15 protein-coding genes are annotated in these 21,204 nt (G+C 70.9%); 4 read left to right on the forward strand and 11 right to left on the reverse strand.

Annotated features, from left to right (window positions below):
• Positions 1–56 precede the first annotated feature (56 nt).
• The 5 genes from ffh to AB0B50_RS35790 all read right to left on the reverse strand — a co-directional run bounded on the left by ffh (position 57) and on the right by AB0B50_RS35790 (position 7,911).
• Positions 57–1,610 (reverse strand): signal recognition particle protein, encoded by a 1,554-nt coding sequence (gene ffh, locus AB0B50_RS35770; protein ID WP_362340002.1) that lies wholly within the window; start codon positions 1,608–1,610, stop codon positions 57–59.
• 138 nt (positions 1,611–1,748) lie between these two features.
• Complete coding sequence (locus AB0B50_RS35775) at positions 1,749–4,307, reverse strand: [protein-PII] uridylyltransferase (protein ID WP_362340003.1); 2,559 nt, start codon at positions 4,305–4,307, stop codon at positions 1,749–1,751.
• A gap of 92 nt (positions 4,308–4,399) precedes the next feature.
• The gene (locus tag AB0B50_RS35780; protein ID WP_362340004.1) at positions 4,400–4,738 is read right to left on the reverse strand and encodes a P-II family nitrogen regulator; all 339 of its coding nucleotides are present in this window, start codon (positions 4,736–4,738) and stop codon (positions 4,400–4,402) included.
• Positions 4,735–6,099, reverse strand: a complete 1,365-nt coding sequence (locus tag AB0B50_RS35785; protein WP_362340005.1) for an ammonium transporter — start codon at positions 6,097–6,099, stop codon at positions 4,735–4,737. The genes AB0B50_RS35780 and AB0B50_RS35785 overlap by 4 nt, the downstream gene beginning before the upstream one ends.
• A 336-nt stretch (positions 6,100–6,435) precedes the next feature.
• The gene (locus tag AB0B50_RS35790) at positions 6,436–7,911 is read right to left on the reverse strand and encodes a hypothetical protein (RefSeq protein ID WP_362340006.1); all 1,476 of its coding nucleotides are present in this window, start codon (positions 7,909–7,911) and stop codon (positions 6,436–6,438) included.
• 434 nt (positions 7,912–8,345) lie between these two features.
• Here AB0B50_RS35790 and AB0B50_RS35795 point away from each other — a divergent pair, with 434 nt between their 5' ends.
• On the forward strand, positions 8,346–9,008 hold the full coding sequence (locus AB0B50_RS35795) for a bifunctional DNA primase/polymerase (protein ID WP_362340007.1): 663 nt from the start codon (positions 8,346–8,348) through the stop codon (positions 9,006–9,008).
• Positions 9,009–9,168: 160 nt separating this feature from the next.
• On the opposite strand, the gene ftsY is transcribed toward AB0B50_RS35795, so the two are convergent.
• Positions 9,169–10,419, reverse strand: a complete 1,251-nt coding sequence (gene ftsY / locus AB0B50_RS35800) for a signal recognition particle-docking protein FtsY (protein ID WP_362340008.1) — start codon at positions 10,417–10,419, stop codon at positions 9,169–9,171.
• 198 nt (positions 10,420–10,617) lie between these two features.
• On the opposite strand from ftsY, the gene AB0B50_RS35805 reads away from it, so the two are divergent.
• On the forward strand, positions 10,618–12,078 hold the full coding sequence (locus AB0B50_RS35805; protein WP_362340009.1) for a cytosine permease: 1,461 nt from the start codon (positions 10,618–10,620) through the stop codon (positions 12,076–12,078).
• 138 nt (positions 12,079–12,216) lie between these two features.
• Positions 12,217–13,200 (forward strand): LLM class flavin-dependent oxidoreductase, encoded by a 984-nt coding sequence (locus tag AB0B50_RS35810; RefSeq protein WP_362340010.1) that lies wholly within the window; start codon positions 12,217–12,219, stop codon positions 13,198–13,200.
• Between the two features lie 53 nt (positions 13,201–13,253).
• Here the strand turns inward: AB0B50_RS35810 and AB0B50_RS35815 are convergent, their stop codons facing one another.
• The 4 genes from AB0B50_RS35815 to AB0B50_RS35830 all read right to left on the reverse strand — a co-directional run bounded on the left by AB0B50_RS35815 (position 13,254) and on the right by AB0B50_RS35830 (position 19,578).
• On the reverse strand, positions 13,254–14,678 hold the full coding sequence (locus AB0B50_RS35815) for a sugar porter family MFS transporter (protein ID WP_362340011.1): 1,425 nt from the start codon (positions 14,676–14,678) through the stop codon (positions 13,254–13,256).
• Positions 14,679–14,919: 241 nt separating this feature from the next.
• Positions 14,920–18,471, reverse strand: coding sequence for a chromosome segregation protein SMC (gene smc / locus AB0B50_RS35820; RefSeq protein WP_362340012.1), 3,552 nt, complete (start codon positions 18,469–18,471; stop codon positions 14,920–14,922).
• 218 nt (positions 18,472–18,689) lie between these two features.
• Positions 18,690–18,893, reverse strand: a complete 204-nt coding sequence (locus AB0B50_RS35825; RefSeq protein ID WP_098245029.1) for a hypothetical protein — start codon at positions 18,891–18,893, stop codon at positions 18,690–18,692.
• Positions 18,894–19,296: 403 nt separating this feature from the next.
• On the reverse strand, positions 19,297–19,578 hold the full coding sequence (locus tag AB0B50_RS35830) for an acylphosphatase (RefSeq protein ID WP_362340013.1): 282 nt from the start codon (positions 19,576–19,578) through the stop codon (positions 19,297–19,299).
• A gap of 129 nt (positions 19,579–19,707) precedes the next feature.
• Here AB0B50_RS35830 and AB0B50_RS35835 point away from each other — a divergent pair, with 129 nt between their 5' ends.
• Positions 19,708–20,586: a CAP domain-containing protein gene (locus tag AB0B50_RS35835; RefSeq protein ID WP_362340014.1), complete on the forward strand. Its 879-nt coding sequence runs from the start codon at positions 19,708–19,710 to the stop codon at positions 20,584–20,586.
• Positions 20,587–20,610: 24 nt separating this feature from the next.
• Here the strand turns inward: AB0B50_RS35835 and AB0B50_RS35840 are convergent, their stop codons facing one another.
• Complete coding sequence (locus tag AB0B50_RS35840; RefSeq protein ID WP_362340015.1) at positions 20,611–21,201, reverse strand: flavodoxin family protein; 591 nt, start codon at positions 21,199–21,201, stop codon at positions 20,611–20,613.
• Positions 21,202–21,204 lie beyond the last annotated feature (3 nt).

Genomic DNA, 21,204 nt, shown 5'->3' on the forward strand with positions numbered 1-21,204 from the left:
CTTGGGGCGCCCCTTACCAGAGGGGCGCCCCAAGCGGCGTACGACAAGGTCCGAGCTCAGCCCATGAACTTCTTGAACTCGTCGGGCAGCTCGAAGTCCTTGCCCGGCTGGCCGCCCGGGAGGCCGAAGGCCCCCCCGGCCTGACCGGCCTGCTCGCGGCGCGTGGCCGCCTCCTGCTCCTGCTGCTTGCGCTTCATCGGGTTGCCGGAGCGCTGCTTGCCCTTGGCCTGCTTCTGCTTCTTCTTCTGCTTGCCGGGGCCGCCACCCATGCCCGGCATCCCGGGCATACCCGGCATGCCGCCGCCCTGGGCCATGCGCGACATCATCTTGCGGGCCTCGAAGAACCGCTCGACCAGGTTCTTGACCGCACTGACCTCGACGCCCGAGCCCTTGGCGATACGGGCGCGGCGCGAGCCGTTGATGATCGTGGGCTCCTGGCGCTCGGCCGGAGTCATCGACTTGATGATGGCGGCCGTGCGGTCGACGTCCCGCTCGTCCAGGTTGTTGATCTGGTCCTTGATCTGGCCCATGCCGGGCATCATGCCGAGCAGCTTGCTGATGCTGCCCATCTTCCTGACCTGCTCCATCTGGGCCAGGAAGTCGTCGAGGGTGAAGTCCTGGCCCTTCTTGGAGGCCAGCTTCGAGGCCATCTTCTCGGCCTCTTGCTGCGAGAAGGTCTGCTCGGCCTTCTCGATCAGCGTGAGCATGTCGCCCATGCCGAGGATGCGGGACGCCATGCGGTCCGGGTGGAACGCGTCGAAGTCGTCCAGCTTCTCGCCGTTGGAGGCGAACATGATCTGGCGGCCGGTGACCTGCGCGATCGAGAGCGCGGCACCACCGCGGGCGTCACCGTCGAGCTTGGAGAGGACCACGCCGTCGAAGCCGACGCCGTCGCGGAAGGCCTCGGCCGTGTTGACCGCGTCCTGACCGATCATCGCGTCGACGACGAAGAGGACCTCGTCCGGGCTCACCGCGTCGCGGATGTCCGCGGCCTGCTGCATGAGCTCCTGGTCGATGCCGAGACGACCGGCGGTGTCGACGATGACGACGTCGTACTGCTTGGTCCTGGCGAACTCGATGGAGTCCTTGGCGACCTGCACCGGGTCGCCCACGCCGTTGCCCGGCTGGGGGGCGTAGACGCCGACGCCGGCGCGCTCCGCGACCACGCTCAGCTGGTTGACGGCGTTGGGGCGCTGGAGGTCGCACGCCACCAGGAGCGGGGAGTGGCCCTGCTCCTTCAGCCAGCGGCCGAGCTTTCCGGCGAGGGTCGTCTTACCGGCACCCTGCAGACCCGCGAGCATGATGACCGTCGGCGCGGTCTTGGCGAACCGCAGGCGCCGCGTCTCGCCGCCGAGGATGCCGATGAGCTCCTCATTGACGATCTTGATGACCTGCTGGGCGGGGTTGAGTGCCTGGGAGACCTCGGCGCCGGCCGCGCGCTCCTTGACCTGCTTGATGAAGGCACGGACGACGGGCAGGGCCACGTCCGCCTCGAGCAGGGCGATGCGGATCTCGCGCGCCGTGGCGTCGATGTCCGCCTCGGACAGGCGGCCCTTGCCCCGGAGGTTCTTGAATGTCGCTGCGAGGCGGTCGGAGAGAGTATCGAACACGGCGGTCGCGAATCCTCGGGTCTGGGGGCGGGCTGACAGGTCGCCTTCCAGAGTATCTGCCGCGTGCCAGTGCCCGGGGCTCCGGGCGGGACTTCCCTCCCGCGACCACGGCCCCGCCCGGCGACCGGCACAGCGCGGCTACCTCCGCAACGCCTCCTCCACCCCGCGGGCAACCTCCGCCGCACGCTCTCCCGACAACGGCGCCCCATCGGTCCCCGTCACGTAGAAGGCGTCCACCGCGTTGGCCCCCAGCGTCGACACATGCGCACTGCGCACCATCACCCCGGCCGCCTCCAACGCCCGCCCGATGCGGTGCAGCAGCCCCGGTGCGTCCTGGGCCCGCACCTCGATCACCGTCGCGAGCCGCGAGCCCGCGGGGGCCACCGTCACCCGGGCCGGCGGCGCCACGGTCCCCCGCCGTCGCGGATAGGCGGCGTCCCGCTCGGCCAGGCGCCCCGTGATGTCCAGGGACCCGTCGAGGGCACGCACCAGATCGGCGCGGAGCCGCGTGGCCTGCGGCAAGGACCCGTACTCCGCCGCGACCCGCCAGTTCAGCAGCAGCACGGAACCCTCGACGCCCTCGATCCCGGCCGGCGGCCCCGCCTCCCGCAGCTCCGCGGTCCGCACCGCGAGCCGGTGCGTCGCGAGCACCCCGGCCACCGCGGACAGCACCCCCGGCTGCTCCGGCACCGCGACCATCAGCTCCACGCCCATCAGCTCCGAACCCACCGGCTCCGAACCCAGTGCCTCCGCCGCCTCCGCCGCCTCCGCCGCCTCGGCCGGCTCCCCCTCGGCCCGCGCCCACAGGGACAGGACAGGACCGCCCGTACGGAACGCCTCCACCGCGAGCCGCTCCTGCTCGGCCGTGGGCGCCGCGTCCTCGGGATCCGCGGGCTCGTCCCCGACGAGCACCGCCCCCACCCGCTTCACCAGGTCGGCGACCAGCGCACCCCGCCAGGCCGACCACGCCGCGGGCCCGGTCGCGAGCGCGTCCGCCTCGGTCAGCGCGTGAAGGAGTTCCAGCGTCCCCACGGACCCGACCGCGTCGGCGACGCCCCGCACCGTGGCGGGATCGTCGAGGTCACGCCGCGTCGCGGTCTCCACGAGGAGCAGGTGGTGCCGCACGAGACACGCGACGACCTGCCCGTCCGCCCGGTCGAAGCCGACCCGCGCGGCCACGTCCCCGGCGATGATCTCCCCGGCCACGGAGTGGTCCCCCGGCCACCCCTTCCCGATGTCGTGGAGCAGCGCCGCCACCAGCAACAGGTCGGGCCGCCCCACCCGCCGCGTGAGCTCGGCGGCCCGCACCGCCGTCTCCACCAGATGCCGGTCGACGGTCCAGGTGTGGACGGCGTTCCGCTGCGGCCTGCACCGCACCCGCTCCCAGTCCGGCAGCATCCGCGTGATGAGCCCCTCGGCCTCCAGCGCCTCCCACACCTCGACGGTGGGGCGGCCCGCGCCGAGCAGCGTCACCAGCTGCTCGCGCGCCTCGGCGGGCCACGGCGTGGGCAGCGGCCTCGCCGCCGCGGCAAGGCGTCGCACCGCGTGCAGCGACAGCGGAAGCCCGGCCTGCGCGGCGGCCGCGGCTGCCCGCAGCGGAAGGACGGGGTCCCGTTCGGGCCTTGCCGCACGGGCGAGCACGACCTCCCCGTCCTGCTCCACGACCCCCTCGGCGAGCGGCGAACGCTCGGCGGCGGCAGCCCCCCGCCCACCGGCGACTGCCCCCCGCCCACCGACGGCAGTCCCCCGCCCACCACCCAGCAGAGCCCGCAGCCGAGGCCGTGCGGCCCGTGCCCGCAGCACGCGCCCGACCTCGCGCCAGGTGACGTCGCTGGCGTACGAGACGACGCGGGCCGCCTCGTACACCTGGCGCAGCAGGGTGTCGGCGTCGAGGAGGCCCAGGGCGGCGGCGACCTGGTCCTGCTCCTGGAGGGCGAGCCGGTCGGTGGCCCGTCCCGTGGCCAGGTGCAGCGCGTCCCGCACGTCGAGCAGCCGCCGCCGGGCGTCGGCGAGGCCTTCGCGGGGCGCGTCCGCGAGCCACGAGGCCGCGACCGCCCGCAGCGCCGTGGCGTCGCGCAGGCCGCCCCTCGCCTCCTTGAGGTCGGGCTCCAGGAGGTAGCTCAACTCGCCCTGCCTGGCGGCCCGTTCCTCGCAGAGCTCGCGCAGCTCGGGCAGTCGCTTCGGCGCCTGGTTGCGCCAGTCGGCGAGCACGGCGGTGCGCAGCCCCGTGGTCAGCCCGAGGTCTCCCGCGACATGCCGCGCGTCGAGCAGCCCGAGGTGCACCTTGAGGTCCTCGCCCGCCGTCCTGCGTGCCTCCGCCGGCGTCCGCACGGAGTGGTCGAGGGCGAGCCCGAGGTCCCAGACGGGGTACCAGAGGCGATCGGCCAGGGCGGCGACCTCCGCGGCGTCGGCGCTCCCGTCGTGCAGCAGAAGCAGGTCCAGGTCGCTGCGCGGCGACAGCTCACCGCGCCCGTATCCGCCGACCGCGACGAGCGCGGCGCCCCGCGGCACGCCCGCCCGACCGCCCGCGGCCTGGAAGAGCCCGGCCAGCCAGCCGTCCGTCAGCTCGGCGAGGGCGGAACGGCGCGGCGGCCCGGACCGCGGCTCCTCCTGGAGGAGCCGCAGCCGGGCCGCCGCGTAACCGCTGGGTCCGGAGTCTTCCGATTCCGATTCAGTACGTACGTCCACACTCGTCACCCAGCAGCTCCTGTTCCGTCCCGCTCAGTTCCGCTCAGTTCCGCTCAGTTCAGCTCAGTCCCGCGTCGTCGCCCGCGTCCGGCCCGGTCGGCTCACAGCGCGTCGGGCCCGCGCTCGCCGGTGCGCACCCGGACGGCCGTGTCGACCGGGACGCTCCAGACCTTGCCGTCCCCGATCTTGCCGGTACGGGCCGCCTTCACCACGACATCGAGGAGTTGTTCGGCGTCGTCGTCCTCGACGAGCACCTCGATGCGGATCTTCGGCACGAGGTCCACGGTGTACTCGGCGCCCCGGTAGACCTCGGTGTGGCCGCGCTGCCGTCCGTAGCCGCTGGCCTCGGTGACCGTCAGACCCTGGACGCCGAAGGCCTGCAGGGCCTCCTTGATCTCGTCGAGCCGGTGCGGCTTGACGACCGCGGTGATGAGCTTCATGCGTCCACCTTCTTGTTCTTCTGGGCCTGGGCGCCGTCCTGGACCGGCGCGGGCACCGGGGGCGTCGTCGTACGCGGGGCCGTGCCGCCGCCCGCGCCGCTGAAGTCGTAGGCGGTCTCGGCGTGTTCGACCTGGTCGATGCCCGCGACCTCGTCGTCCTCACCGACCCGCATGCCGATCGTCTTGTCGATGAGGAGGGCGAGGACCGCGGAGGCGATCAGGGAGTACGCGAGCACGGCCCCGACCCCGGCGAGCTGCTTCCACAGCTGCTCCAGGCCGCCGCCGTAGAAGAGGCCCTGCGCCTTCGACTGGCCGCCGCCGGTGGCGAAGAAGCCGACGAGGACCGAACCCGCGATGCCGCCGACCAGGTGGACGCCGACCACGTCGAGGGAGTCGTCGTACCCGAACCGGAACTTGAGGCCCACGGCCATGGCGCAGAGCAGACCGGCGATGGCACCGATGGCGATGGCACCGAGCGGCGAGCACGAGCCACCGGACGGGGTGATGGCGACGAGCCCCGCGACGGCGCCCGAAGCGGCGCCCAGCGTGGTGAACGCACCGTGCCGGATCTTCTCGTAGATGAGCCAGGCGAGCATGGCCGCGGCCGTGGCGACCTGCGTGTTGACGAACATGAGCGCGCCGACGCCGTCGTCGTTGCCGAGCCACGACCCGGCGTTGAAGCCGAACCAGCCGAACCACAGCAGGGCCGCGCCGAGCATCACGAGCGGCAGCGAGTGCGGCCGCATCGGGTCCTTCTTGAAGCCCACGCGCTTGCCGATGACGAGGATCACGCCGAGCGCCGCGGCACCGGCGTTGATGTGCACGGCCGTGCCGCCCGCGAAGTCGATGACACCGAGCTCGAAGGCCCAGCCGCCGGTGCCCCACACCCAGTGCGCGACGGGGAAGTACACGATCGTGGCCCACAGGGCGATGAACAGCGCCCAGGCCGTGAACTTCACGCGGTCCGCGAGGGCGCCGCTGATCAGCGCGGGCGTGATGATCGCGAACATCAGCTGGAAGACGGCGAAGACGTAGACCGGGATGGTGTAGCCGTCCCAGAGCTGGTTGATGCCGAGGCCGCTGAGCCCGACGTAGTCGCCCTCCCACCCGAAGAGGCTGCCGTGGTCGGTGCCGAACGCGACGGAGAAGCCGTACAGCACCCAGAGGATGGTGACGATCCCCAGGCTGATGAAGCTCATCATCAGCATGTTCAGGGTGCTCTTGACGCGGACCATGCCTCCGTAGAAGAAGGCGAGTCCCGGCGTCATGAGCATCACCAGGGCGGAACAGATGAGCATGAACCCGGTGTTGGCGGCAGACAGCTCGGGGGCGTCTGCGGCGATCGTGATGCCTGGGGGCATCGGCGTCTCCTCGTCGTCGTATGCGGCCCGTGCGGGCGAAGCCTGTGCGGTACCGAGGGGCCCTGCTCCTGGGGAGAGCGGGGCTGGGGGCCGGTTATGCGCCAGAGATTGGCGCAGCGCCGTTTCGGCGGGCGCCCCTCGGTGTTTCACCGCAGTGACGAAGAGGTCGTGCGTGTTACGCGGTCATGAACTGCCGGGTCAGGCGGGGCGCGCATTCATACCCTGCGCACACCACAGAAACCGGCCGCGGAGGCCATCCGATTGACCTGGCGTGGGGGAGCCGAGTCGGGCTGTTCGGGATGGTCCTGCCGCGGCCGGGGCCGGTCGTGCCGGTGCTCAGACCGCCTCCGCGGTTTCCGGCATCTCGATGGCGAGCCGCTCGGTGATCTGCAGGACCTCGGCGACGTCCCCGAAGTCCCGCACGGCGGTGTCGACGGTCTTGCGCAGTCGGGTGTTGACCCGCTCGGAGCGCACCTTCTTGGCGATGTCGAGCGCCTGCCCGGCGAGGACGGTGCCCTGCTCGGGCTCGCGCTGGAGCAGGTGGACGGTGGCCTTGCCGATGAGATTGAGCGCGTACGAACGCTGGTGCTCGATGTCCTTCTCGAAGAGCTCCACGGCGCGGTCCATGACGGGCTCGGCGAGCGAGGCGTACGTGGGGCTGCGGCCCGCCACGTAGGCCAGGTCGCGGTACGAGTGGGCGTTCTCGCCGTTGAGCTCGGCCTCGGAGAAGAAGCGGATCCAGTCCGGCTCGGGTTCGTTGAAGTCCTCGGCGTCGGCGAAGGTGTCCTCGGCCATCCGCACGGCCCGCTTGCACTTGCCGGGCTGGCCCATGCTGGCGTAGGCGCGGGCCTCCATCGCGTACAGCATCGCCTGGGTGCGGGGGCTGGCGCAGTCGCGGCTGCCGTACTGCGCGAGGTGGATCAGTTCGAGGGCGTCGTCCGGCCGGCCGAGGTGGATCATCTGGCGGCTCATGCTGGAGAGGATGTACGAACCGAGGGGCTTCTCGCCCGCCTCCTTGGCGGCGTGCAGGGCGAGGACGAAGTACTTCTGGGCGGTGGGCTGCAGGCCCACGTCATAGCTCATCCAGCCCGCCAGCTCGGCCAGTTCGCCCGCGACCTTGAACAGGCGCCGGGACGTGGCTTCGGGCTGGGGCTCCTGCAACAGGTCCGTCACCTCGTGCAGTTGACCGACGACGGCCTTGCGCCGGAGCCCTCCCCCGCATTGGGCGTCCCACTGACGGAACATCACCGTGGTGGACTCGAGCAGGTCCAGCTCCGGCTTGGAGAGCCGCGCCGGGCGGCGCGAGACGGCCGCGGGCTCCGGCTCGGCGGGCGGCGTGGACGGCGAGGGCACGAGCCAGCGCTGCATGGGCTCGATGAGGGCGGGGCCGGCGGAGAGCGCGAGCGAGGTGCCGAGGAAGCCTCGGCGGGCGAGCATCAGGTCGCTGCGCGAGAACTCACTGATGAGCGCGACCGTCTGCGGCCCGGTCCAGGGCAGGTCGACGCCGGAGGAGGCGGGCGTGCGGTGCGCGGCGCGCAGGCCGAGGTCCTCGACGGCGACGACACAGCCGAACCGCTCGGAGAACAGTTCGGAAAGGATGCGGGGAATCGGCTCGCGAGGATTCTCGCCGTCCAGCCAGCGGCGCACCCGGGAGGTGTCCGTGGAAATGTGATGAGCGCCCAACTGCCGCGCCCTGCGGTTCACTTGGCGCGCCAGCTCTCCCTTCGACCAGCCGCTGCGCACGAACCAGGACGTGAGCATCTCATTGGGGCGCTTCTCAGCGTTCGTACCGCCTCCGCCATTGCCGCCCACTGGAACGCCCCCATCCCTCAAGACACTTGCGCGCTGTCCACTGCGCCGTCCACGCCAAGCCCTAACAGAATGCCGCGTCTTGCGGCCGTCCGTCCGGAGAATGTCACCCATCGAACAGGAAACCGACTTGCCTCCGGCATACCCACGGGTGCCCGAACTCCCGGCGTCGTGCACTGAAAGTAATCCTACGATCACCCCTCCGGCGAGGGCGATCCCGGAAACGCCACCATTCGCCACCCCTTCGAATGAACTCCCGGGCGGCGACAAGCGATTCACTTGACATAGGACGACGGAAAGTGGGCGGAGCGGAGTGCACCGGGGCGCATCCCACCGGGCGCACCACCTGAGAGCCCGCCGGGCGCCGTCGTGAAAACAGAGGGTCACGATCCGATTCCGTCACGTAACCGCGGCACGCTCGACCCGTTGGAGGGGGCATGGGCTTCACGATCGGCGGCACCCGGGGAACCGACAAGCCCCGGACCGGATCACGACGGCGCGCTCGCGCCTCGGACTGCACCGCGGTGGCGGAGTACACCGGCCTGTGGGGCTGGGCCGCGGTGCCCGGCGCCCGCGCGCTCGACGGCGCCTGCTCGTGCGGCGCCGCCGACTGCGCGGCCCCGGGCGCCCACCCTCTGGACTTCGCCCCCGAGGTCCCCGCGGGGGCCACGCTCGACGAAGTGGCGGACGCCTGGGCCGAGTTCCCCGGCTCGGCCGTGCTGCTGCCCGTGGGGCGCGCCTTCGACGTGATCGAGGTGGCGGAGACGGCGGGGCGGCGCGCTCTGGTCCGGCTCGAGCGGATGGGTCTTCCCCTGGGGCCTGTGGCGGTGACGCCGGACGGCCGGGCGCAGTTCTTCGTCGCCCCGGGCGCCGCGACAGAACTCCCCCAGCTGCTCTACCGCATGGGCTGGGACGACGCCGCCCTCGACCTGCACGGCCTGGGCCCCGGCGACCACATCACGGCGCCGCCGTCCGACCGCGGCGGCCTCGGCCCGGTCCAGTGGCTGCGCTCCCCCGCACTCGACTCGGCGACGAACCCGCCCCAGGCGCGGCTCCTGCTCGGCACGCTGGCGTACGTGGCACATCGGTCACCGGCCTGAGCGGAGCCCGGCCCATACGGAAGGGCCCCCTCGCATCTGCACCATGCGAGAGGGCCCTTCTTCACGTACGTACGCGTACGAGGCGGCTTCACCTATGTCCGCGTACGAGGCGGTGAAACCGTACGGGCACAAGGCACCGTACGGGCACGGGGCGAAGCCCTTAGTCCCCGATCAGCGCGTCCACGAACGCCTCCGGCTCGAACGGCGCCAGGTCGTCCGCGCCCTCGCCGAGACCCACCAGCTTGACCGGCACGCCCAGCTCTCGCTGCACGGCGACGACGATGCCACCCTTGGCGGTGCCGTCGAGCTTGGTGAGGACGATGCCCGTGATGTCGACGACCTCGGCGAAGACCCGCGCCTGCACCAGGCCGTTCTGCCCGGTGGTGGCGTCGAGGACGAGGAGGACCTCGTCCAGCGGGGCATGCTTCTCGACGACGCGCTTGACCTTGCCGAGCTCGTCCATGAGGCCCGTCTTGGTGTGCAGCCGGCCCGCGGTGTCGATGAGGACGACGTCCGCGCCGTCCGCGATGCCCTCCTTGACCGCGTCGAAGGCGATCGAGGCGGGGTCGCCGCCCTCGGGGCCGCGGACCGTGCGGGCGCCGACGCGCTCGCCCCAGGTCTGCAGCTGGTCGGCGGCGGCCGCGCGGAAGGTGTCGGCGGCGCCGAGGACGACCGAGCGACCGTCGGCGACGAGGACGCGCGCGAGCTTGCCGGTGGTGGTGGTCTTGCCGGTGCCGTTGACGCCGACGACCATCACGATGCCCGGCGTCTCCAGGCCGGACTCGGTCTTCACGGCACGGTCGAAGTCGGTGCCCCCGCCCGTGCCGAGGAGCGTGAGGAGCTCCTCGCGCAGCAGGGCGCGCAGCTCCTCGGGGGTGCGGGTGCCGAGCACCTTGACGCGCTCGCGCAGCCGCTCGACGAGCTCCTGGGTGGGCGCGACGCCGACGTCCGCGGTGAGCAGCGTGTCCTCGATCTCCTCCCAGGTGTCCTCGTCGAGGTGCTCGCGGGACAGCAGCGTGAGCAGCCCCTTGCCGAGCGCGTTCTGCGAGCGGGAGAGCCGGGCGCGCAGCCGGACCAGGCGTCCGGCGGTGGGCTCGGGGGTCTCGATCTCCGGTGCGGCGGGCTCCTCGACGGCCGGCTCTTCGGCGACCGGCTCCTCGACGACGACCGGGGCCGACGCCGACGGCTCGACGAGCGGGAGTTCCACCTCCTCGATCGTGCGACGCGGTTCGTCGCGCGGCGCCTCGGCCTCTTCGCCGACCTTCGGTTCGGCGGCAGGTGCGGTGATGGTGGGCGTGCTGGACGGGGCCTGCGAAGGCAGCTGCTTCTTCTTGCGGCTGCCGATCACGAGCCCGCCGAGCGCGCCGATCACGACCACGGCGATGACTACAGCAAGGATGACGATTTCCATAACCCACCCAGTATCGGCCATGGCCCCCACAGAGGCCCAGATTGTGGTTTCCTCCAAAGAACATATGCACAAGGAGGGCACTACTCGGACTAAAGTACGATGGAGCTCGCCGCATCAACGCGCGTAGAGTCCATCGCGATCACCCCCACCGACGGATCGCGACGTTGCGAGCCGAGCGAGAGGCACGGACCCACCCCCATGACCACCACCGCCGAAACCGAAGGCGCCCTCGAGACGCGCGGCCTTGAGCCCGTCCCGGACGCCGAGCGCACCGGCAAGACCCGCGAGCTGTTCCCCACCTGGGTGGCGGCCAACATCAGCGTCCTGCTGCTCACGATGGGCGCGGGCCTGGTCGTCTCCAACCGCCTGAACTTCTGGCAGGTCCTGGTCGTCGCGCTCGTCTCGCCCCTGTTGAGCTACGGCCTGGTCGGTCTGATCTCCATCGCCGGCAAGCGCGGCGGCTCGCCGGGCATGACGCTCTCCCGCGCGGTCTTCGGCCAGCGCGGCAACCTCTTCCCGGGCGCGCTGATCTGGGTCGCCCGCTGGGGCTGGGAGACGATCAACGCGGTCACGGGCGCGTACGCGATCATCACGGTCCTGAACATCTGCTTCGGCATCGAGTCGAGCACCGCGCTGACCGTCGTCACGCTGGTCGCCTTCGTCGCCGCCACGTTCCTGATCAGTGGCCTCGGCCGCAAGATCCTGCACATCTGCAGCACCTGGTCGACGTACGCCTTCGGCGCGTTCAGCGTGCTCGTGCTGGTCTACCTCCTCGCCGAGACCGACTGGTCGGCCGTCTTCGACAAGCCCGCGGGCTCCACCGCGATGATGGTCGCGGGCGTCGGCACCATCGCCGCGGGCGGCATCAGCTGGGTCCCCACGGGCCCCGACTTCACCCGCTACCTCCCGCGCACCGCCTCCAACAAGCCGCTCGTCGGCCACGCCATCGGCGGCGCCGGCATCGTCGTCGTCCCGATGGTCCTGATGGGCGCGGTCATGGCGGTCTCCGACCCGAAGCTGTCCTCGGCTCAGGACCCGGTCTCCTTCCTCGGTGAGCTGCTCCCGATGTGGATCGCGGTGCCGTACCTGCTGATGGCCCTCATCGGCATGCTGCTGATCAACTCGATGTCGATGTACTCCGCGGGCTTCACCGCCATGACGCTCGGCATCAAGGTCCCGCGCGCGTGGGCGGTCAGCGTGAACGCGATCATCAGCCTGATCTTCGGCTACATCCTGATGAACGTGGCGACGAGCTTCATGGGCTCGTTCATCTCCTTCCTCACCCTCCTCGCGGTCGCCTTCTCCGCCTGGATCGGCGTCTTCGGCATCGACATGCTGCGCCGCAAGACGTACGACGGCGAGGCCCTGATGGACACCAAGCGCACCAGCGCCTACTGGTACAAGGCCGGCTTCGCCTGGCAGGCCATGACCGCGTGGGCGGTCGCCCTGATCGTGGGCCTGCTCTTCACCAAGGTCGACTGGTTCAGCGGCCCGCTCGCCACCTCCTGGATCGGCCGCCACGGCCTGGGCTGGCTGGCCACGATCCTCATCGCCGCCGCGCTCTACGCGATCCTGCCGAAGACCCCGCTGGTCGAGAAGGACGCGGCGACGGCCGGGAAGAGCGACGGCGAGGGCGAGACCGAGCTGGTCTCTGCCTGATCCGCACCGTCGGCCTCCGCCCGATCCGCGCCATCTTCGGTACGGAGCACTCCAACTTCCGTACGAGGCTATCCATCTGACACCACGTCAACTAACGTCCCCCTTCGCCGCCCACGCACGGTGAAGGGGGACGTTTGCATGCCCGCCACAGTCGTACGTTTCAACCTCGTCGATCCCGCGGCGACACCCGCCTCGTTGAGCGAGCGCTACAAGGCCGCCCTGGAGATGGCCGCCTACGCGGACGACCGCGGCATCTCCACCATCCAGACGGAGGAGCACCACGGCGCGGAGAACAGCTGGATCTCCTCGCCCTTCACGTTCGCGGGTGCCGTCTTCGGCGCGAGCCGGCGCATCGCGGTGACGGTGTCCGCGATCATCGGCCCGCTGCACGACCCGCTGCGGCTCGCCGAGGACATCGCCGTACTCGACCTGCTGAGCGGCGGCCGTCTGGTCACCGTGGCGGGCATCGGCTACCGGCCCGAGGAGTACGAGCAGTCGGGCGTCGACTGGAAGCTGCGCGGCAAGCTCCAGGACGAGCTCCTCGAGACGCTGCTCGCGGCCTGGACGGGCGAGCCCTTCGCCTTCCGCGGCCGCACGGTGCGCATCACCCCGCGCCCGTTCACCCAGCCGCACCCGATGCTGCTTGTCGGCGGCTCGTCGAAGGCGGCGGCGCGGCGCGCGGCCCGGCTCGGCCTGCCGTTCTTCCCGAGCGCCCACCTGCCCGACCTGGAGGCGTACTACACCGCGCAGCTCGCGGAGCACGGCACACAGGGCTGGACGATGATGCCCGCCGCCGAGACCCCGCTCCTGCACATCGCCGACGACCCTGACCGCACCTGGGCCGAGCACGGCGAGCACTTCCTGCACGAGGCCCGCACGTACGCCTCCTGGCAGAACAAGGACATCCACTCGGCGGTGAAGTCGGGGGCCACCACGGTCGACGAGCTGCGCGCCGAGGGCGTGTACCGCGTCCTGACGCCCGAGGAGTGCGTGACGTACGCCAAGGGAGACGTCGGCAGCCTCATCCTGCACCCGCTCGTCGGCGGCATGCCCGTCGACGAGGGCTGGCGCAGCCTGCACCACTTCTGCGAAAACGTACTGCCCCGGCTGAAGGACAAGTGAGCACGAGTCCTTCAGCCGGGGCAGCTTCCTGATGAGGAGGGGGCAGCGGGGTTTTAGCCCATCTCCTCCAGGGCCTTGCCCTTCGTCTCCTTGACGAACTTCATGACGAAGGGGATCGAGAGCGCCGCGAAGGCGCCGTAAATGATGTACGAGCCGGTCAGGGACCACTCGGACATGCTCGGGAAGGTCTTGGTGATCGCGAAGTTGGCGAGCCACTGGGCGGCCGCGGCCACACCGAGCGCGGCGGCACGGATGCGGTTCGGGAAGATCTCGCCGAGCAGCACCCAGACGACCACACCCCAGGACAGGGCGAAGAAGAGCACGAAGGCGTTGGCGGCGATGATCGCGGTCAGGCCCTGCGCGTTCGGCAGCGAGACGGTGTCACCGGAGCCGGTCTTGTACGAGAACGCCCACGCCATGGTGAACAGCGCCGCCGCCATGCCCGCGGAACCGATGATCGCCAGCGGCTTGCGGCCGATGCGGTCGACGAAGATCATCGCGATGACCGTACCGATGATGTTCACGATCGACGTCTCGAACGAGTACAGGAACGAGCTGGACGGGTCCTTGCCGATCGACTGCCACAGCTGGTTCGAGTAGTAGAAGATCACGTTGATGCCGACGAGCTGCTGGAAGACCGAGAGCCCGATGCCGATCCAGACGATCGGCAGGAAGCCGACCTTGCCGAGCAGGTCCTTGAACGACGGCTTGTGCTCGCTGCGCATGCCCGCCTCGATCTCGGCGACGCGCGCGTCCAGGTCGATGGCGGTGCCCTCGACCTCGCCGAGCACCTTCTTGGCCTCGACGTCCCGGCCGACCGAGATCAGGAAGCGCGGGGACTCCGGGATGATGAAGGACAGCAGGCCGTAGAGGACGGCCGGGATGACCATGACGCCGAGCATCCACTGCCAGGCCTCCAGGCCCATCAGCTTGCCGCGCTGGTCGCCGTCGGCCATGTTCAGGATGCCCCAGTTGACCAGCTGGGAGACGGCGATGCCGATGACGATCGCGGCCTGCTGGAACGAGGCGAGCCGGCCGCGGTAGGCGGGCGGCGCGACCTCGGCGATGTACGCCGGGCCGATCACCGAGGCCATGCCGATGCCGATGCCGCCGATGAGGCGCCACACCGTCAGGTCCCAGGCCGCGAAGGGCAGGGCCGAACCGATGGCACTGGCCGCGAAGAGGACGGCGGCGATCTGCATGCAGCGGATGCGGCCGATGCGGTCGGCGATGCGACCGGCGACCGCGGCACCGACGGCACAGCCGAGCAGCGCGGTGGCGATGATCCAGCCGAGCATGTTGGCGTCGACGTCGAAGCGGTGCTGGATGGCGACGGTCGCGCCGTTGATCACCGAACTGTCGTAGCCGAAGAGGAAGCCACCCATCGCGGCGGCCGCCGTAATGAAGATGACATGGCCGAGATGGTCCGGCTGGGCCTCTCTGGCTCCGGACTGAGGCGCCTGCGATGTGCTGGTCACGTGTACTCCTCGGGCCACCGGCAGCGTTGCCGGGGGTGGGGGCGAGCTCTTCAAGTGGCGCACAACTTCACGCCGCCCACCACCTGAAGGTAAAAGCAACGTTGCAGAGACTATGCCTTCAAGTTTCGAAGTCAATAGATGGACTGCTGTGAATTTAAGAGCAGCGTGAGGCTATGTACGTTCAAGTCTTGAACTCTTGAAGTGGTGCACCACGATGCGCGCGGTGCTGCGCGCCGACCCGCTAGCGGAGCCGCTGGCTGATGACCTTGGAGACGCCGTCGCCTTGCATGGAGACGCCGTACAGCGCGTCGGCGACCTCCATCGTGCGCTTCTGGTGCGTGATCACGATGAGCTGCGAGGCCTCCTGCAGCTCCTGCATGATGCGGATGAGCCGCTGCAGGTTGGTGTCGTCGAGCGCCGCCTCGACCTCGTCCATCACATAGAACGGGCTGGGCCGCGCCTTGAAGATCGAGACGAGCAGCGCCACGGCCGTCAGCGACCGCTCACCACCCGAAAGCAGCGAGAGCCGCTTGACCTTCTTGCCCGGCGGACGGGCCTCGACGTCGACGCCCGTGGTGAGCATGTTGTCGGGATCGGTCAGGATCAGCCGCCCCTCGCCGCCGGGGAAGAGCCGCGAGAAGACGCCCTCGAACTCCCGGGCCGTGTCGTAGTAGGCCTCGGTGAAGACCTGCTCGACGCGCTCGTCGACCTCCTTGACCACCTGGAGGAGATCGGCCCTCGTCTTCTTCAGGTCTTCCAGCTGCTCGCTCAGGAACTTGTGCCGTTCCTCCAGCGCCGCGAACTCCTCAAGGGCCAGCGGGTTCACTTTTCCGAGCTGCTGATACGCCCGTTCGGCTGACTTGAGCCGCTTCTCCTGCTCGCCGCGGACGAACGGCACCGGCCTGTTGCGCGGGTGCTGGGGGTCGTCGGGCAGCTCCTCGCCCTCGGCGGGGGGCGAGGGCGGCACGGGCTGATCGGGGCCGTAGTCGGCCACGAGTCCCGCCGGCTCCACACCGAGCTCCTCCAGTGCCTTGGTCTCCAGCTGCTCGATCCGCAGCCGCTTCTCGGCACCGAGTACCTCGCCGCGGTGGACCGAATCCGTCAACTTGTCGAGCTCGGTCTTGAGATCGCGGCCCTGGCCCCGCGCGACGCCCAGGTCCCGCTCCCGCACCTCCTTGGCGCGCTCGGCGGCGGCACGTTCCTCCTGGGCGCGGACCAGGGAGACCTCGACGTGGGCGAGCAGCTGGCGCCCGCCGGACGCGACGGCCTCGGCGACCGCCGCCTCGTGGCGAAGGCGCGCCTTGCGCTGCTCGGCACGCGCGCGTGCCTCACGTTCGGCGCGCGCGGCCCGGTCGAGGGAGTCGGCACGGCCCGCGAGCCCCTTCACCCGCTCCTCGTGCGTACGCGCCTGGAGCCTCGCCTCCATCTCGGTCTGCCGGGCGTTGGCACCGTCGGCGGCGAGGCGGTCGCGCACCGAGGTGTCGGGCTCCTCCTCGGTCGGCGCCTCCTCCGCCACGGCAAGGCGTTCGGCCAGTTCCTCGGCCTCCTCGACCGCCCGGTCCAGCGCCTCCTGGGCCTTGGCGGCAGCGGTGGCGGACCGTTCCGCCTCCCCGGTGGCGCCCCGCGCCTGCCCGGCGAGCCGCCCCAACTGCTGGGCGACGGACGACTTCTCCCGGTCGGCGGCCCTGCGCCGCTCCCCCAACTCCTCGACCAGCGCGGCACTTTCCTTGCGCCGCTCAGCGGCGACCCGCTGCGCCTCGGCCAACTCCTCGCACTGGGAGGCGAGTTGTTCCAGCTCGACGGCGGCCTCGTCGACGGAGGCCTGCACTTCGAGCAGGCTGGGCGCCCCCGCGGACCCGCCGTGCGCGAAGTGCGCCCCGAGCAGATCCCCTTCGGCGGTGACGGCGGTCAACTCCGGGTGCGCGTAGACGAGATCCTCGGCGTCCTCCAGCGTCCCCACGGCGACGATCCCGCGCAGCAGCCTGCGCACGGCGGGCATCAGCTCGTCGGGCCCCCGCACGAGATCGGCGACGTACGGCGGACCCTCGGCGCTCTCCGGCTGTACGTCGTCGGGGGCGCCGGCAAGGATCAGTGCCGCCCGCCCGGCGTCCTGCTTGCGCAGCAGCCGGATGGCCTCGGCGGCCGTGCCGGGACCGTTCACGGCGATGGCGTCGGCACCCGCGCCGAGCGCCGCCGCCACCTGCACCTCGTAGCCGGGCGCGACGGTGAGCAGGGCGGCGGCAGGACCGAGCAGCCCCGCGAGCTGGTCCTTGGCCGAGACCAGCGCGCCGGTGCCGTCCTTGCGCCGCAGCCCGAGCGCGAGGGCGTCGTGCCGGGCTGCGACGGCCGCCCGCTTGCGCTCGGCCGCGGTGGCCGCCTCCCGGGCGGCGGTGAGCGCGGCCTCGGCCTCGGCGAGGTCCCGCTTCGCCGCGTCGTGCCGCTCCCCGAGCTCCGCGTCGTCCGCGTCGAGCCCGTCGACCTCGGCCTTGAGCTGCTCGTACTCCTCCTGGGCCGCGACCGCGCGCTCGGCGGCCTCGTCCCGCGCGAGGGCGAGCCGGTCGATCTCGGCCTGGGCGGAGGCGGCGCGTGAACGGGCCGCGTTGACCTGCCCGCCGAGACGCGCGAGCCCTTCGCGCCGGTCGGCGATGGCCCGCGCCACGTCCTTGAGCCGCCGCTCCTCGACCGCCAACTGCCGTTCCAGATCGGCCCGGTGGGCCACCGTGTCGTCCAGGGCGTGCTCGGCCGCTTCGAGCGCGGCCGTCAGCTCGGCCTCCTGCTCCCGGATCCGGGCGGCCTCGCGCTCCATGTCCTCCGGGTCGCGCCCGCGCCGCTCCTCGGGCGGCGCGGCGGTGGCGCTCTTGACCCGGGCGTCGGCCAGCGAGACGGTGCCGCGCACCCGCTCGGCCAGCTGCGACAGCTCGTACCAGGTCTGCTGGGCCCGCTGCAGCCGCGGCGTCAGGCGCCGCACCTCGTCCTCCAGCTGCGCCTCGCGCTGCAGGGCGACCTTCAGCTCGGCCTCGGCGCTCTCCTTGCGTTCCTTGAGCGCGGCCTCGTCGGCGACCTCGGCGTTCAGCGCCTCACGCAGCCGTACGAGGTCGTCGGCGAGGAGCCGCAGCCGGGCGTCGCGCAGATCGGCCTGGATGACGGCGGCCCTGCGCGCCACGGCGGCCTGTCGGCCCAGCGGCTTGAGCTGGCGCCGCAGCTCGTCGGTCAGATCCTGTACGCGCGCGAGGTTGGCCTGCATCGCGTCGAGCTTGCGCAGCGCCTTCTCTTTGCGCTTGCGGTGCTTGAGGACGCCCGCGGCCTCCTCGATGAAGGCACGCCGCCCCATCGGGTCGGCGTGCAGCACCCCGTCCAGCTGTCCCTGTCCGACGATGACGTGCATCTCGCGTCCGATGCCGGAGTCGGAGAGCAGTTCCTGGATGTCGAGGAGGCGGCAGGTGTCGCCGTTGATCTGGTACTCGCTGCCGCCGTTGCGGAACATGATCCGCGTGATGGTGACTTCGGCGTACTCGATGGGCAGCGCGCCGTCGGAGTTGTCGATGGTGAGGGACACCTCGGCCCGGCCGAGCGGCGGCCGCCCGGTGGTGCCGGCGAAGATGACGTCCTCCATCTTGCCGCCGCGCAGCGACTTGGCGCCCTGTTCGCCCATGACCCAGCTGAGCGCGTCCACGACATTGGACTTGCCGGAGCCGTTCGGTCCGACGACGCAGGTGATGCCCGGCTCGAACTTCAGTGTCGTGGCTGACGCGAAGGACTTGAAGCCGCGCAGGGTCAGGGCCTTGAGATGCACGCCGTCGGACTCTACCTTTCACTGACCGTTTCACCCATGAAGATGCAGGGCACATCAGACGGTAAAGACAGCAGCGTACGCCGGGGCAAAGAAAGAAGGGACGCCGAAGCGTCCCTTGCAGATCTGGAGACAAGCGGCTGACACGGGCAGCCCGACCACTTGCTTACTACGAGGCGCCTTTGCTGGAAGGCCCTGGTACGTACTGGATCAAGTAGTGGTCAGGTGAGCGCAGGCTCCGCCTGGGGTACGTCGATGCTCTCCAGGAGCGATTCGTGAGAAGCGGCAGCCGCCAGCGCGTCGTTCTCGGCCTGGATCCGAACGAGCTCGGATTCGAGGTCCTGGACGCGCTGCTGGAGCCGTCGCATCTCGGCGAGGAGTCGCGGGTCGCTGCCGCCGACGTAACCGAGAAGCGCCTTTGCCATGATGGATGGTCCTCCACACTGAGTGACCGACCGAAGCGGTGTGGGTCGTGAGGGAATCGCACCCGCGGTGCTTGGCACTCTTTGTTTCGCTGGGTCTTGCTGGCCGTTCTCACATGCCAAACAGCTAAGGTGCGCGGGGCTTCCAGAGTCTCACCAAAAAGTTTGACGGTCAACACGATCACACCCCGTATTGGCGGGCGACCCGGGGGCGCGCGGCCTCGGAACGGGCGGCGCTGCTTCTCCTTCGGGGCCCTGGGGGCGTGGAGATCATCCTTACCTGCGGAGCCTGCCACGGCAAGCCGTTCTTGGCAACCACCAGGTCTTTTCTGCCTCAGACAGTTGCCCGGGACACATGTACCGGCACGCGGCGGCCCCCGTCCCGCCGCGTCCGTCCGGGTCGGAGTCAGCGAATGGCGAAGGTCTCGTATATGCCACGTGGTGTGTCCCAGATCTCGGTGACCCCGTCGACCCGTCCGGGTGTGTCGCCCTCGCGAAGCCAGTCGAGCAGTTCCTGACAGCCGGCACGGGGGCCCTCGGCGACGACCTGCACCCGGCCGTCCTCCAGATTGAGAGCAAAACCACTCAGGCTGCCGATCTCGAGGGCCTTGGCCCGCGTGAACCAGCGGAAACCCACAGCCTGCACGCGTCCTCGCACCCAGGCGGTGAGTCGTACGTCTTCGTTCATGGCTGCACGCTAACCGGCCAATTGCTCTCGGAGCACTTCGCCCCCATGCGCCATCGCGTACAGTCCGGACTCGATGAGCCTCACCCGTATGGGTGAGTCACGTTGATCGTAAGGACGAAAGGCCAGGAGATGGGACGCCACCGACGCTCCGGCGCCGGCCGCGCCGCCGCCACCCCTGAGATCCACCCGGGGACGGTGTCGCACCGCCGCAAGGGCCGCGCCTCCGCCCCGGTCCGCACGGGCCTGCTCGGTGTCTCCGCCGCCGTCGCGATGGGTGCCGTCGCGGTCGCCTCGGGCCTGGTGCCCGGCGCCGACACCTACCGGCTCGGCAGCGACGACCCGGGGCAGGTGCGCTCCGCGGGCTCCCCGACCGAGGTGGACCCGCAGGGCGGCGCCGACGGCACCGCCGACCGCGGTGAGCCGTCGCCCAGCCGTGGCACGGGCCGCTCCGAGGCGCCCGCCCCGACTCCGTCGAAGGCCGACCCGAAGCCGTCGAAGACGCCCTCGGAGAAGCCGTCCTCACCGGCTCCGAAGCCGGAGGCCGACGAGAAGAAGTCGACGCCGAGTCCCTCTCGTACGCAGAAGGAGAAGCCCAAGGCTCCCGCGGCGAGCCCGCAGTCGCCGTCCGACGAGAGCGCGGCCGAGGCCGCGGTGCTCACGCTGGTCAACCAGGAGCGCGCCAAGGCGGGCTGCCGGCCCTTGCGGGCGGACGACCGGCTCGCCGCGCTGGCCGGGCAGTTCAGCTCCGACATGGCCGAGCGGGACTTCTTCGACCACACCGACCCGGACGGCGCGACGCCGTGGGACCGCGCCGAGAAGGCGGGCATCTCGGACCTGGGCGGCGAGAACATAGCCCGCGGGCAGGCCAACGCCCAGTCCGTGATGGACGCCTGGATGAACAGTCCGGGCCACCGCGCCAACATCCTCAACTGCGACTACAAGACCCTGGGCGTCGGCGCGCACTTCGCGCAGGGCGGCCCGTGGTGGACGCAGGACTTCGGCTTCTGAGGGACCGCCCCGGGCGGCGCGGGGTCAGGCCGCGACGGCCGCCCGGCCCGCGAGGAAGACCCGCGTCGTCTCGGTGACGCGGCGGCCGAGGTGTTCGGCCGTGGCGATGTCCGCCTTGTGCACGCCCTCCGGACCCTCGTCGGAGTTGGTCTGGGCGGCGGCTCCGGAGAAGAAGCCCAGTCGGTTGAGGTCGTTCTCCGAACCCGTGGTGGAGTTCCAGCCCGGCGTCAGGCCGAGGTTCACCCAGTGCATGGCGTGCTGCGCCGCGAGCGTCTGGAAGAACTGCAGGGTGTGCAGCTTGTCGCCGCTCTTGGAACCGGAGTTGGTGAACCCGGCGGCCAGCTTGTCGTGCCAGGCCTTGGCGAACCAGCGCTTGGACGTGGCCTCGGCGAAGACATGGAAGGCGCCGGAAGCGGTGCCCATGTAGGTGGGCGAGCCGAAGACGATCGCGTCGGCGGCGTCGAGCAGCTCCCACTGGGCCTCGGTGATCTCGTCGACCTTGATCAGGTGAGCGGTGGCGCCGGCATCGGCGGCACCGGCACGGACGGCCTCGGCGACGACGGCGGTGTGGCCGTAGCCGGAGTGGTAGGCGATGGCGACAACGGGGCTGGTCATGAC

Source organism: Streptomyces sp. NPDC041068 (assembly GCF_040647455.1).
Lineage (GTDB): Bacteria > Actinomycetota > Actinomycetes > Streptomycetales > Streptomycetaceae > Streptomyces.